The sequence below is a fragment of the Lichenicola sp. GTC18331 genome, assembly GCF_055386855.1.
The window spans coordinates 3,621,547-3,633,837 of sequence record NZ_AP045015.1; the positions used below are offsets into that span (position 1 = coordinate 3,621,547).

General features: G+C 68.0%; 14 protein-coding genes. 6 read left to right on the top strand and 8 right to left on the bottom strand.

Annotated features, from left to right (window positions below):
* Window positions 1-36: 36 nt before the first annotated feature.
* On the top strand, window positions 37-423 hold the full coding sequence (gene yajC, locus ACZ5BM_RS16570) for a preprotein translocase subunit YajC (protein ID WP_498909244.1): 387 nt from the start codon (window positions 37-39) through the stop codon (window positions 421-423).
* 40 nt (window positions 424-463) lie between these two features.
* Here the strand turns inward: yajC and ACZ5BM_RS16575 are convergent, their stop codons facing one another.
* Window positions 464-709, bottom strand: a complete 246-nt coding sequence (locus ACZ5BM_RS16575; RefSeq protein WP_498909246.1) for a hypothetical protein — start codon at window positions 707-709, stop codon at window positions 464-466.
* Complete coding sequence (locus ACZ5BM_RS16580; protein WP_498909247.1) at window positions 703-2,256, bottom strand: amino acid permease; 1,554 nt, start codon at window positions 2,254-2,256, stop codon at window positions 703-705. The genes ACZ5BM_RS16575 and ACZ5BM_RS16580 overlap by 7 nt, the downstream gene beginning before the upstream one ends.
* A 178-nt stretch (window positions 2,257-2,434) precedes the next feature.
* Between ACZ5BM_RS16580 and ACZ5BM_RS16585 the strand changes: the two genes are divergently transcribed.
* Together ACZ5BM_RS16585 and ACZ5BM_RS16590 are read left to right on the top strand one after the other, a co-directional pair.
* Entirely contained in the window at window positions 2,435-3,307 is an 873-nt protein-coding gene (locus ACZ5BM_RS16585; RefSeq protein WP_498909248.1) for a glycosyltransferase family 2 protein, read from the top strand.
* A gap of 11 nt (window positions 3,308-3,318) precedes the next feature.
* Window positions 3,319-3,612, top strand: a complete 294-nt coding sequence (locus ACZ5BM_RS16590; protein WP_498909249.1) for a hypothetical protein — start codon at window positions 3,319-3,321, stop codon at window positions 3,610-3,612.
* Window positions 3,613-3,659: 47 nt separating this feature from the next.
* On the opposite strand, the gene ACZ5BM_RS16595 is transcribed toward ACZ5BM_RS16590, so the two are convergent.
* The gene (locus ACZ5BM_RS16595; RefSeq protein WP_498909250.1) at window positions 3,660-4,103 is read right to left on the bottom strand and encodes a DUF2934 domain-containing protein; all 444 of its coding nucleotides are present in this window, start codon (window positions 4,101-4,103) and stop codon (window positions 3,660-3,662) included.
* Window positions 4,104-4,323: 220 nt separating this feature from the next.
* Here ACZ5BM_RS16595 and msrA point away from each other — a divergent pair, with 220 nt between their 5' ends.
* Entirely contained in the window at window positions 4,324-4,887 is a 564-nt protein-coding gene (msrA, locus tag ACZ5BM_RS16600) for a peptide-methionine (S)-S-oxide reductase (protein WP_498909251.1), read from the top strand.
* Window positions 4,888-4,950: 63 nt separating this feature from the next.
* Here the strand turns inward: msrA and ACZ5BM_RS16605 are convergent, their stop codons facing one another.
* From ACZ5BM_RS16605 to ACZ5BM_RS16625, 5 genes are all read right to left on the bottom strand, one after another.
* The gene (locus ACZ5BM_RS16605) at window positions 4,951-6,288 is read right to left on the bottom strand and encodes an ABC transporter ATP-binding protein (RefSeq protein WP_498909252.1); all 1,338 of its coding nucleotides are present in this window, start codon (window positions 6,286-6,288) and stop codon (window positions 4,951-4,953) included.
* A gap of 14 nt (window positions 6,289-6,302) precedes the next feature.
* A complete protein-coding gene (locus ACZ5BM_RS16610; protein WP_498911694.1) occupies window positions 6,303-8,048 on the bottom strand; it encodes an ABC transporter permease in 1,746 nt (581 codons plus the stop codon).
* Between the two features lie 156 nt (window positions 8,049-8,204).
* Window positions 8,205-8,660, bottom strand: coding sequence for a dUTP diphosphatase (gene dut / locus ACZ5BM_RS16615; protein WP_498909254.1), 456 nt, complete (start codon window positions 8,658-8,660; stop codon window positions 8,205-8,207).
* Between the two features lie 58 nt (window positions 8,661-8,718).
* Window positions 8,719-9,954, bottom strand: a complete 1,236-nt coding sequence (coaBC, locus tag ACZ5BM_RS16620) for a bifunctional phosphopantothenoylcysteine decarboxylase/phosphopantothenate--cysteine ligase CoaBC (protein ID WP_498911696.1) — start codon at window positions 9,952-9,954, stop codon at window positions 8,719-8,721.
* Window positions 9,954-10,730 (bottom strand): class I SAM-dependent methyltransferase, encoded by a 777-nt coding sequence (locus tag ACZ5BM_RS16625; protein WP_498909255.1) that lies wholly within the window; start codon window positions 10,728-10,730, stop codon window positions 9,954-9,956. Before ACZ5BM_RS16625 ends, coaBC begins: the two co-directional genes overlap by 1 nt.
* Before the next feature lie 27 nt (window positions 10,731-10,757).
* On the opposite strand from ACZ5BM_RS16625, the gene mutM reads away from it, so the two are divergent.
* Together mutM and rpsT are read left to right on the top strand one after the other, a co-directional pair.
* A complete protein-coding gene (gene mutM, locus ACZ5BM_RS16630; RefSeq protein WP_498909257.1) occupies window positions 10,758-11,606 on the top strand; it encodes an Fpg/Nei family DNA glycosylase in 849 nt (282 codons plus the stop codon).
* Window positions 11,607-11,748: 142 nt separating this feature from the next.
* Window positions 11,749-12,018: a 30S ribosomal protein S20 gene (rpsT, locus tag ACZ5BM_RS16635; RefSeq protein WP_498909258.1), complete on the top strand. Its 270-nt coding sequence runs from the start codon at window positions 11,749-11,751 to the stop codon at window positions 12,016-12,018.
* Window positions 12,019-12,291: the final 273 nt, after the last annotated feature.

The following is a 12,291-nucleotide window of genomic DNA, read 5'->3' on the forward strand; positions in this document are numbered from 1 at the left end:
ACGCCCGCAAGCCGCGGGTTCTTGTCGGAAGATTTCATGTCCTTTCTCATTTCGCCTGCCTTTGCCCAGGACGCCGCCCAGAATGCGGGCCCTCTGGGAGGGCTCGGCCAGTATGCGTCGATGCTGCCGATCGTGCTGGTGTTCGCGGTGTTCTACTTCCTGCTGATCCGCCCGCAGCAGCAGCGTCAGAAGCAGTTGAAGGCCACGCTTTCGGCGCTGAAGCGCGGCGACCGCGTGGTGACGGCGGGTGGCATCATCGGCACTGTGCAGCGTGTGAAGGACGGTTCGGGCGAGATCGAGGTCGAGATCGCGCCGAACGTGCGGGTGCAGGTGCTGCGCGATACCATCAGCTCGGTGGTGGTGGACACTCCGGTCGCGGCCAACGATTCCACGCCGGAGAAGCGGGCGCCGCGCGCCAACTGACCGATTAAATTACACGATGTAATTTAATCTGCCCGGTCCCTTAGGGGGCCGGGTCGTCGTCGGTCATGACCGGTGTCGGTACCCTGGTGCTGGACAGCATCCGGAATCCCGCCACCACCATCACCAGCCCGATCGCCACCGGCAGGCGCTGCAGCACCCACGGGCCCGACAGGAACGCCGTGTTGCTGGAGTGCGGGTTGAAGGCCAGCACCCAGGTGCCAATGCTGAGCACCAGCAGGCCCACGACCAGGAGTGCGGCGATGGTGACGGCGCGATTGATTAGCATGGGCGCTCCGGAAGGCGGGCGGCCTTGTTGTCCGCGGCCAGCCTGGAATGGCGGAAGCCGTAGAACAGGTAGCAGAGCGCGCCGATCGCCGAATAGGTGAGGAACAGCAACGCCGGCACCGGATTATGGTTCAGCAGGGCGCGAACCATATCGATCATCAGCGGAACGACCATCAGCAGCGAGAACAGGATGCCGAGCATCGGCACGATGCCGAGCCAGATGCCGCGGATGCGGATGCCGCCGAGCGGCACCGGGAAGGGCGGGCGCAGATCGGGACAAACGTTGCGCTGCCAGATCACCGTGAAGCTCACGATCCCGAACGCGGCGCCCGTGCCGATGCTGACCAGATCGCTGATGATGTCGATCGGCAGCAGGGCGGTTCCGGCGGCCACGGCCACGCCGAGCAGGATGGTGCCGAGCCAGGGCGTGCGGAAGCGCGGATGCAGCACGCCGAACGGCTTGGGCAGCAGCCCGTCGCGCGACATGGTGAAGAAGATGCGGCTCTGGCCGTACTGCATGCCGAGCATCACCGAGCACAGGCCGGTGACGGCGCCGATCTTGATGAACAGCGAGAGCCAGGGCTGGTGCATGGCGTTCACCGCGATGGCCAGCGGATCGGCGACGTTGAGTTCCCGGAACGGCACCACGCCCACCATCACGGCGGCGACGCAGATATAGACCAGCGTGCAGGCCAGCAGCGATCCGATGATGCCGATCGGCACGTCGCGCTTCGGGTTGCGCGCTTCGGACGATGCCGTGGACACGGCCTCGAAGCCGACATAGGCGAAGAAGATCACCGAGGCGGCGCGGAAGATGCCGGGAATGCCGTAGCGGAAACCGCCCTCGTTGGGCGGGATGAACGGCACCCAGTTGGCGGGATGGATCGCGCGGATGCCGAGCGCCACGAACAACAACAGCACCGAGACCTTGAGCACGACGATGATGCTGTTGAGCCGGGCGGATTCCGACACGCCGATCACCAGCACGCCGGTGACGAGCAGGGAGGCGCCGGCGCCGATCAGGTTCATGCCGTGTCCGACATCGAGCAGCGTGGTGCCGTTCGGGCCGGGGACGGTCTGGATATAGGGCACCGTGAGCCAGTTCGGCACATGGACGCCGAAATCGGCCAGCAGGCTGGCGGCATAGCCCGAGAAGCCGGCCGAGACGCCTGCGGACGAAATCCCGTATTCGAGCAGCAGCAGCCAGCCGACGATCCAGGCGGCCAGCTCGCCCATCGACGCGTAGGCGTAGGTATAGGCCGAGCCGCTGACCGGCATGGTGGAGGCCAGCTCGCCGTAGGACAGGGCGGTGAACAGGCAGGCCAGTCCGGCGATGGTGAAGGAAAGCAGGATCGACGGTCCCGCGTAGTTCGCCGCCGCCGTTCCGGTCATGACGTAGATGCCGGCGCCGATGATGGAGCCGATGCCGAGCATGACCAGGTGCCACGCGCTGAGCGAGCGCTTCAGACCATGCGAGTCCGCCTCGGCCGCGATCTGCGCCATGGTCTTGCGCAGGCCGAGCCGGCTGGACCGGAAGCCGGAGATCATCGCGAAACCCCTGTCCCGGGGGCGTCGAATTTCGGGGCGTCGAACTTTTGGGACAAGAGCCGTTGCATGGATGCCATGCGATGAACGTATGGAGGACGGTCGGGCTTCCAGCAAGAGCCGCCATAACGCCGGTCGCGGCGGCATTCTGTTGCCGCTCGTTTCGGGATAGGATCGTCGCATGAAGGCGCCGCTCGCGATCGTGACCATGGTCTACAACGAGGCGGTGTTCCTGCCTGTCTGGCTGCGCCATTACGGCGCCGCCGTGGGCGAGGAGCACTGCTATGTCGTGGATCACGGCAGCGACGACGGCAGCACCGTGCCCGATCGCACCGGCAGGGCCAGCGTGATCCGGATCCCGCGTTCGCCGCAGGACGACACCACGCGCAACGGCTTCATCGGCGATCTCTGCGCCGGATTGCTGCGCTGGTACCGGGCCGTGATCTACGTGGATGTGGACGAGATCCTGGTGGCCGATCCGGATGTGGCGCCGTCCTTGGCCGCGTTCGCCGCCGGCCTGCCGGAGAACGCGGTGGTGACGGCGATCGGGCTCGACGTGATTCACGCGCCGGAGGACGAGCCGGCGATCGACTGGTCGCGCCCCATCGGTGCGCAACGCCGCTGGCTGCGCTTCAGCAGCGCCATGTGCAAGCCGGTGATCATCCGCCGACGCGTGTCCTGGGCGCCGGGCTTCCACTGCATCGATGCAGCGCCCTGGTTCGCACCGTTGTTTCTGTTCCATCTGCGCTACGCGGATCTGCCGAGCGGTCTGGAGCGTTTGCAGCGGACACGGCAGCAGCCCTGGGTCTCGGCGGAGGCCGGCGCGCACCAGCGCATGCCGGATACGGACTGGGAAACCATGCTGCGTCGGATGGCGGGGCTTCCGCGTGTGGAGGCCGTGGCCCTGAAGGCGGAGGACCCGGTGCTGGGTCCGTGGCTCAGTCGTGTGATGGACAGCACGAGAGGCCGCGAGACGGAGACCTACCGGATCGACCTGCACCTGAGCGGCGAGCATCTCTGGGAGGTGCCGACGCGGCTCCGGAACGAGTTCTGAGGAGAACGGCGATGCGGACGGGTTGGATGGCGACGGGCGCTCTGGTGCTGCTCGCGACGATCGGGACGGCGGAAGCGGCCCCGCAGGACGGGGCTGCGACGACCCATGTGCCGGCGAGCGGCCCCAGTGAGAACGGGGTGGTCAAGCCGCCGCCGGCGGTGGACACGACCATGCCGGTGATGAAGCCGCCGGCGACGGTCGATCCGGCGATGCCTGTCGTGAAACCGCACAGGGACACGTCTCGGACGAAGATCGTCAGACCGGACAAGGCGGTCCCCCGGGGGACCGTGGTGGTGCCGAAATAGAACCAAGAGGCGGCGACCGTCGAAGGATGGTCGTCGCCTCGAGGGGTTCAGCTTTTGGGTTTGCCGCTGCGTTTCGGCTTGGCTGCCGTATCGGCCTCGGCTGCCTTCTTGGCGCGCTTCGGTTTGGCGACGGCCGGACCTTCCGCACCCGGAGCGGGGCTTTCGTGAGCCACCTCGTCCTCGGCTTCCTTGCTGGGGGTCGGGCGGATGTCGCCCTGATCGGCGAGACGGTCAGGGAATTCGCCGAGATTGTCCTGGATGAAGGCTTCCTCGACCGGCTCTGTCCTGTAGGGATCCGCGCCCGGCAGCGTGGCGGGGTTCGGAAGCTGGCCCGCGCCCGCGCTGTCCTCGAGACCGACCAGCTCGCTGGCGCGTTCCCAGTATTCCGCGTCGCGGCCGTGCGGCTTTCCGTCGGCCTCCCAGAGGTGATAGGCGCGGTGCCGAATGCGTTCCTCGCGGGCGGGGTCGTTTTCCAGAGGATTGTCGGACAAGGGCGCCCTCCTGAGGCTGGTCGCGTAAGCGGATCGTCGGCGATCAAAGCGTTCGTTGCGGGACCGAGTTCCGGGTCCGGGGAATTCGCGGCGAGGCGTGTCGTGGATGCCGCAAGCCGTCCCAGGCCGTGCGATTCCGCGTTTCCCTGAAGGGGGTTTGCAACCGCGTCGCCGAACGACCATCTGGTGACGTTCGATGAAACACGGAAAAGGATACGGCATGTCGGACGACCGATCGGGCGGCACCGCGACCACCGTTCTGGGCGGTGGCTGCTTCTGGTGCGTGGAAGCGGTGTTCAAGGAGTTGCAGGGCGTTCTGTCCGTGCAGTCCGGTTATGCCGGCGGCCATACGGAAAGGCCGCGCTACAAGGAGGTGTGTTCCGGCAACACAGGCCATGCCGAGGTGGTGCGCGTGGAGTACGATCCGGCGGCGGTGTCGTTCGACGATCTTCTGCGCGTGTTCTTCACCATCCACGATCCGACCCAGCTCAACCGGCAGGGAAACGATGTCGGCACCCAGTATCGCTCGGTGATCTACGTGCATGACGACGCCGAGCGGGCGCGCGCGGAGGCGATCGTGGCGGAGGTGGCGGCGGAAGGCGTGTGGGACGGCCGGATCGTCACCGAGATCGCGCCGATGCCGGTGTTCTGGCCGGCGGAACAGGAGCACGAGGATTATTTCGCGCTCAACCCGAACAGCGGCTATTGCCAGGTGGCGGTGGCGCCGAAGGTGGCGAAGTTCAGGAAGCGCTACGCCGACCGCTTGCAGAAGCGTCCGGCCTGAGAACAACAAACCCCGGCGCGCGGAAACGGCCGGGGTTTTTCGTGTCGTCCTGGTGACGGCGGTTCAGTCGTCGTCGTCCTCGATGAAGAACTGGTCGGCTTCCTCGTCGAAGTCGAACAGTTCGGCGTAGCGGCCCCAGCCGATCACGGTTTGCAAGGTCTGGCGCGCGTAATCCGGCGACATGTGGTCTTCCAGCTCGTCGCGGAAGCGTTCGGCGCGGGCGCGGTGGTTCCAGCGCTCGTCGAGCACCGATTTGATGGCGCCGACCAGAGCGAGGTTCTTGAGCAGGCTGGCGGCGAGGATGCTCTTGCGCTCGTCGCGGTCTGCCTGGACGAAGCGTGTGCCTTCCGCGGTGAGCAGGATGTCGCCTTCGGCCAGCTCGGCGAATTTGAGCATCTGCAGGCTTTCGCCCAGCGGCAGCAGCTCGTCGAGTTCGAGCTGCAGCGCGCCGGCCAGAAGCGGCAGGTCGGCGCGTCCGCGATAGGGCTGCTCGGCCAGTGTTTCCATCAGGCCGGCCATCAAGTTCATCGGCAGTTCCGGCAGTGCCTGGGCGAAGGCGCGCGCCGGCAGGCCGCCTGTGGTGGCGGCGGCATCGACCGGGGGCTCTACCTCGCGCTTGGTCATCAGCCCGTAGATGCGGTCGACGAACTGGCGGAAGGCGGGATCGTGACGGTTGCGGGGGTGCGGGAAGGGCACGGTGAGTTCGTGCGCGACGCGTCCGGGGTTGGAGGAGAACACGAGGATGCGGTCGCACATGAGCACGCTTTCCTCGATGTTGTGCGTGACGATCAGCACGGCCTTCACCGGCAGCTTCTTTTCCGACCACAGCTCGATGAGGTCGGTGCGGAGGTTCTCGGCGGTGAGCACGTCGAGCGCGGAGAAGGGCTCGTCCATAAGCAGCAGGTCGGGATGGACCACGAGGGCGCGGGCGAGGCCGACGCGCTGACGCATGCCGCCGGAGAGTTCCTTGGGATAGGCGTTCTCGTAGCCGCCGAGGCCGATCAGGTCGATCGCCTCCTCGGCGAGGCGCTCGCGCTCGGCGCGATGCACGCCCTTGGCTTCGAGGCCGAGTTCGACGTTGGCCTGCACGGTGAGCCAGGGGAACAGGGCGAAGCTCTGGAACACCATGGCGACGCCGGGGGCGGGGCCGGTGAGCGGCTGCCCGCGCCAGCGCACGTCGCCGGAGGTGGGGCGCAGCAGGCCGGAGACGATGCGCAGCAGGGTGGATTTGCCCGAGCCGGAGCGGCCGAGCAGGCCGACGATCTCGCCCGCGTGCAGGGTGAGGTCGACATTGTCGAGCACCACGAGGTCGGCGGAGCTTTCCTTGTGATAGGCCTGACGGCATTCGCGAACGCGGACCAGCTCTTCCTGCAGGACCGGAGCGTGCATGGCGGTGTCCATGAGGGTGGGCTCCTTCAGGAAAAGGTGAGGCGGCGGCTGGCGAAGCTGTAGAGCGGACGCCAGAGGATGCGGTTGAACAGGATCACGAAGAAGGACATGGCGACCATGCCGAGAGCGACCTTGGCGGTGGCGCCCGCGGTGGTGGCTTCGGCGATATAGGAGCCGAGGCCGGTCGCGACGAGCGTGGTGGAGCCCCAGCTCGCGATCTCGGACAGGATGGAGGCGTTCCAGGCGCCGCCCGAGGCGGTGAGGGCGCCGGTCACGAAATACGGGAAGATGCCGGGCAGCATCACGCGATACCACCAGCGCCAGCCGCGGATCTGGAAGTTGCGCGCTGCTTCCAGCAGGTCGCCCGGAAAGGCGGCGGCGCCGGCGATGACGTTGAACAGGATGTACCACTGCGTGCCGAGCACCATCAGCGGGGTCAGCCAGATATTGCTGTTGAGATGGTAGTGGACGATGACGACCACGAACACCGGATAGGTCAGGTTGGCGGGGAAGGCGGCGAGGAACTGCGCCACCGGCTGCGCGCGCTGGGCCCAGCTGGGGCGCAATCCGAGCCAGACGCCGATCGGTACCCAGACGAGCGAGGCGAGCGCGATCATGGTGACCACGCGGATCATGGTGTAGCAGCCGAGCAGCATGACATGGCCGATCTCGTGCCAGGAGAGATTGGCGCGGGCGTATTCGTAGACCTGCCAGCAGGCGATCGCGACCACGACGGCGAGCATGCCGTACCACAGCCCGTCGCCGAGGCGGGCGGGCACCAGGGCGCGCTGGCGCGAAGTGGGGCGGGCGCCGATCGGCAGGCCGCCGACGGAGGTGAGCATGTCGCCGAACAGGCGCGAGGCGCGGTTGAGCAGGCGAGTGCGGCGCAGCAGGGCCAGCATCCACGGGTCTTCCGCGACGGCGCCGGCGGTGGTTTCCATGCGGAAGCGTGCCGACCAGGCGACCAGCGGGCGGAACAGGATCTGGTCGTAGATCAGGATCACCACCAGCATGGTGATGATGGCCTCGACCACCGCCCAGAGATCCTTGTGGGAGACGGCCTCGGCGATGAAGGAGCCGACGCCGGGCAGCACGAAGGAGGTGTTGCCGACGGTGACGGCTTCGGAGGCGACCACCATGAACCAGCCGCCGGACATGCTCATCATGGTGTTCCACACCAGTCCGGGCATGGCGTAGGGCACTTCGAGCCGCCAGAAGCGCTGCCAGGAGGACAGGCCGAAGCCGCGCGAAACCTCGTTGAGGTCGGAGGGTACGGTCTTCAGCGACTGGTACATGGAGAAGGCCATGTTCCAGGCCTGCGAGGTGAAGATGGTGAAGATCACGGCGAGTTCGGCGCCCAGCACGCGGCCGGGGAACAGGCTCATGAAGAACACGACGGTGAAGGTGAGGAAGCCGAGGATCGGGATCGACTGGAGGATGTCGAGGATCGGGACCAGGATCGCGCCGACGCGTCGGCTTTTCGCGGCCCACACCGCATAGGTGAAGGTGAAGACGAGGGAGGCGAGCAGGGCCGCGAACATGCGCAGCGTGGTGCGCACGGCGTAGGCGGGCAGATAGGCCGGATCGAGATGGATCTCGGTGGCGCCGGGGGCGGAGAGAGGCGCGAAGGTGTGTCGTGCGACCGAGGCGACGGCGACGGCGACGCCGAGCAGCAGCATGATCGCGACGAAGTCGAACACGTTGGGCTTGGTTTCGACGGACGGATTGGCGGGAACGCCGATGCCGGGCACGCGCAGGTTGGCGAAGCGCATTTGCAGCATGGGGCCTCGTTTAGTGCGATCGTTGCGTTCCGGGGCGGATCGTCGGCCTTTAGCGCACCCGTTGCGGGGCCGCCAGCCCGCCCGGGCGGGCTGTTCGTGACGTTCCCGTGGCAGTCGGTCCCGTGGCCGTCGGGGCGAGGAAGCGGATCAGTGTCCCGTGCTGCCGAAACCGCCTGCGGCGCGTGCGGTGTCGTCTAGCGTTTCGACCTCGTTCCATTCGGCGCGGAGCACGGGGGCCAGCACGGCCTGGGCGATGCGTGTGCCGCGTTCGATGCGGAAGGGGGCGTCGCCGGCGTTCATGACGATGATCTTGAGTTCGCCGCGATAATCCTCGTCGATCGTGCCGGGCGCGTTGGGCAGGACGATGCCGTGCTTGAAGGCGAGGCCGGAACGGGGGCGGATCTGGAGTTCGTGTCCGGGCGGCAAGGCCATGGCGAGGCCGGTGGGCACGAGGATGCGGGCGCCGGGTTCGAGCAGGATCGGTTCGTCGATGGCGGCGAGCAGGTCCATGCCGGCGGCGCCCGCGGTCTCGTAGCCGGGCAGGGGCAGGCCGGCGGCATGCGGCAGGCGTCGCACGCGGATGATGCGTGTCGGTGCGGTCATGGGCGGGATCCTGCGCTGTGCGTTGGGAGCGCGTGTCTGCGGGCGAGGGGCGTCGCGGTCAAGCCGGCGGGGTGGCGAACCGGTCGGCGATGCGGTCGGCGATGCGGTCGGCCACGGCGTCCTTGTGCAGGCGGGGCCATGTTTCGGCGCCGTCGCGGGTGAGCAGATGCACCTCGTTGGTGTCGCCGCCCATGATGCCGGTGCCGTCGGCGACGTCGTTGGCGACGATCCAGTCGCAGCCCTTGCGGTCGAGCTTGGCGGCGGCGTTGGCGAGCAGATCGTTTGTTTCGGCGGCGAAGCCGACCACGAGGGCCGGGCGGTTCGGGCCGGGGGCGGAGAGATGGGCGAGGATGTCGGGGTTGAGCACGAGCGGGAGCGGCTCGGGGGCTTCGCCGGGGTGCTTCTTGAGTTTGCGGCAGGCCTCGTGCGCGCTGCGCCAGTCGGCGACGGCGGCGCAGAGTACGGCGATGTCGGCGGGCAGGGCGGCGTCGCAGGCGGCGAGCATCTCGCGGGCGGTTTCGATGTCGATGCGGGACACGCCGGGCGGCGTGGGCAGGGCGGCGGGGCCGCTGACCAAAGTGACGCGTGCGCCGCGCGCGGCGAGGGCGGCGGCGATGGCATAGCCCTGACGGCCGGAGGAGCGGTTGGCGATGTAACGCACCGGGTCGATGGGTTCGTGGGTAGGGCCGGCGGTGACGAGGGCGTGGCGGCCGGCGAGGGGCTGCACCGGTGCGGCGGGCGCGGCGAGTTGCGCGGCGATGGCGCGGAGGATCTCCGGCGGTTCGGCGAGACGGCCGGGGCCGAACTCGTTGCAGGCCATGATGCCGTCCTCGGGGCCGACGAAGCTGACGCCGCGGGCGCGGAGCGTGGCGACGTTGTGCTGCGTGGCGGGGTGCAGCCACATGCGGACGTTCATGGCGGGGGCGGCCAGGACCGGCGTGTCGGTGGCGAGCAGCAGGGTCGAGGCGAGGTCGCCGGCCATGCCCGCGGCCATCCTGGCGAGAATGTCGGCGGAGGCGGGGCAGACGACGACGAGATCGGCGGCGCGGGACAGGGCGATATGGCCCATCTCGCTTTCGTCCGTGAGCGACCAGAGGGTGGTGTGGACCGGATGACCGCTGAGGGCCTGCAGGCTGAGCGGGGTGACGAACTGGGCGCCGGCCTCGGTGAGGACGCAGCGGACCGTGCAGCCCTCGGCGGTGAGGAGGCGGATCAGTTCCAGCGACTTGTAGGCGGCGATGCCGCCGGAAACGATCAGCAGCACGCTCCTGCCCTGGAGCGTGCCGGGGGCGATCACAGGCGCCAGCCGGAATGGATCGCGGCGATTCCGCCGGACAGGTTGCGCACCGAGACGCGGGCGAGGCCGGCCTTGCGCATCATGCCGGCGAGCGTGTCCTGATCGGGGAACATGCGGATGCTTTCGGCGAGATACTGGTAGCTCTCGGCGTCGCCGGCGATGGCCTGTCCGAGCCTGGGCAGGACGCGGAAGGACCAGGCATCGTAGACCGGAGCCAGGGCCGCGACCTGCACGCGGGAGAATTCGAGGCAGTGGAAGCGGCCGCCGGGCTTGAGCACGCGTCGGGCTTCGGACAGCACGGCGTCCTTGTCGGTGCAGTTGCGCAGGCCGAACGCCATGGACACGCGGTCCACAGAGCGGTCGGGCAGGGGCAGGCGCTCGGCATCGGCGACCAGGAAGCGGAGATCGGCGACCAGGGCGCGCTCGACGGCGCGGGTGCGACCGACGCCCAGCATGGCGGCGTTGATGTCGCTGAGGATGGCGGGACCGCCGCCGGCGCGGAGCCAGCCGAACGAGATGTCGCCCGTGCCGCCGGCGAGGTCGAGCAGGGAGAGATGCGGTCGGGGGGCGAGGGTCTGGATGAAGATGCGCTTCCAGGCGCGATGGATGCCCAGCGACATGAGATCGTTCATCAGGTCGTATTTGGGCGCGACGCTGTCGAACACCGCGCGCACCATGGGCTTCTTCTCGGCCAGCGGCACGTCGCGGAAGCCGAAATCGGTGGTGGTGCCCGAGGGGGCGGCGTGCGGAGTGGGCAGGGAATTGTCGCTCATCGGTCCCTTGTATAGCCTGCCGGGCCCATGCCGGAACTCCCCGAAGTCGAGACCGTGATGCGCGGGATGCGAGCGCATCTCGAAGGCCACACCATCGTGCGCGCGGAAGTGCGCCGCCCGGATCTGCGCTGGGCGATGCCGCCCGGGCTGGCGGCGCGTTTGCAGGGGGCGCTGGTGCGGGATTTCCGCAGGCGCGGCAAATACATCCTGATGCGTCTCAATGGCGGCGACAGCGTGCTGTGGCATCTCGGCATGTCCGGGCGGATCAATCTGACCCGTCTGGATGCGGTGCAGGAGGTGGTCGTCGGGCCGCACGAGCATGTGGTGATCGAGACCGAGGAGGGCTGCCGTCTGGGGCTGGTGGATCCGCGCCGGTTCGGGGCGGTGGATCTGATGCCGACGGCGGGAGAGGACTCGCACCGGCTTCTGGCGGGGCTGGGGCCGGAGCCGCTGGAGACGGGGTTCATGGCGCGGTTTCTCGGGGAGGCGTTCGCCGGGCGTCGGACGTCGCTGAAGGCTGCGCTGCTGGACCAGCGCATCGTGGCGGGTCTGGGCAATATATATGTGTGCGAGGCGTTGTTCCGGGCCGGGCTGTCGCCAGAGCGTGTGGCGGGTTCGGTCGGGCGGACGGGAATCGAGCGTCTGGTGAAGGCGATTCGGGCGGTTCTGACCGAGGCGATCGCGGCCGGGGGATCGTCGCTCAGGGATTACGTGCAGCCGGACGGGGAGCTGGGCTATTTCCAGCACAACTGGCGGGTCTATGGGCGGGAAGGCGAGCCTTGCCCGGATTGCGTCGGAAAACCCGGCTGCGATGGGGTGCGGCGCATCGTCCAGGGCGGGCGGAGCACGTTCTTCTGCCCGACACGGCAGGTGTGATCGGAAAGCGTTGCCGGTTTCCTTGACTTGGCGGCAGGGGGTGAACTAGAAGTCCGACCCTTCGCCGGGGTTGCTGTTTGTTCTCGCTGACGCGGGAGGGAACGGCCACCGGCTCATTGACGCGCTTACAGAACAGAGAGCCATGGCGAACACCGCATCCGCGCGCAAGCGCATCCGGCAGACCGAAGTCCGCACCGCCCGCAACGCAGCCCGCAAGTCGCGCATGCGCACCTTCATCAAGAAGGTCGAGACCGCGATCGCGTCCGGCGACAAGGAGCAGGCTTCCGCCGCTCTGCGCGCCGCGCAGCCGGAGATGCAGCGTGCGGCCGGCAAGGGCGTGGCCCATGCCAACACCATTTCGCGCAAGATCTCCCGTCTGAGCGCTCGCATCAAGGCGATCGCGACCGCCTGATCCAGGCGCCGGAGCGGGTTCCGGGAGGCCTGTCCTCCCGCGATCCACAGCGATCGAAATTTTGAAACGGCCCATGCGTCCGCGCATGGGCCGTTTTCGTTGTTGCCTTGTCTGATCACGATTTCCGGCGACTTCGTTGTATGTTCCACACGCGAGTCGCCCCTGGCCGGAGAGTGCGTCTCAAGGCGGTTTTGTGACCAGATTCCCGTTGCCTCGGACGAGTCGCGGCTCTATCGTCCGGAACGGTCGCTGGACCGACACAAGGCCTGTCGT

What these genes read in the sequence shown, in the direction of transcription:
- ACZ5BM_RS16590 (WP_498909249.1), top strand. Translation starts at nt 3,319, where the DNA reads ATGCGGACGGGTTGGATGGCGACGGGCGCTCTGGTGCTGCTCGCGACG.
- yajC (WP_498909244.1), top strand. Translation starts at nt 37, where the DNA reads ATGTCCTTTCTCATTTCGCCTGCCTTTGCCCAGGACGCCGCCCAGAAT.
- mutM (WP_498909257.1), top strand. Translation starts at nt 10,758, where the DNA reads ATGCCGGAACTCCCCGAAGTCGAGACCGTGATGCGCGGGATGCGAGCG.
- ACZ5BM_RS16585 (WP_498909248.1), top strand. Translation starts at nt 2,435, where the DNA reads ATGAAGGCGCCGCTCGCGATCGTGACCATGGTCTACAACGAGGCGGTG.
- ACZ5BM_RS16580 (WP_498909247.1), bottom strand. Translation starts at nt 2,256, where the DNA reads ATGATCTCCGGCTTCCGGTCCAGCCGGCTCGGCCTGCGCAAGACCATG.
- msrA (WP_498909251.1), top strand. Translation starts at nt 4,324, where the DNA reads ATGTCGGACGACCGATCGGGCGGCACCGCGACCACCGTTCTGGGCGGT.
- ACZ5BM_RS16575 (WP_498909246.1), bottom strand. Translation starts at nt 709, where the DNA reads ATGCTAATCAATCGCGCCGTCACCATCGCCGCACTCCTGGTCGTGGGC.
- dut (WP_498909254.1), bottom strand. Translation starts at nt 8,660, where the DNA reads ATGACCGCACCGACACGCATCATCCGCGTGCGACGCCTGCCGCATGCC.
- ACZ5BM_RS16605 (WP_498909252.1), bottom strand. Translation starts at nt 6,288, where the DNA reads ATGGACACCGCCATGCACGCTCCGGTCCTGCAGGAAGAGCTGGTCCGC.
- ACZ5BM_RS16625 (WP_498909255.1), bottom strand. Translation starts at nt 10,730, where the DNA reads ATGAGCGACAATTCCCTGCCCACTCCGCACGCCGCCCCCTCGGGCACC.
- ACZ5BM_RS16610 (WP_498911694.1), bottom strand. Translation starts at nt 8,048, where the DNA reads ATGCGCTTCGCCAACCTGCGCGTGCCCGGCATCGGCGTTCCCGCCAAT.
- rpsT (WP_498909258.1), top strand. Translation starts at nt 11,749, where the DNA reads ATGGCGAACACCGCATCCGCGCGCAAGCGCATCCGGCAGACCGAAGTC.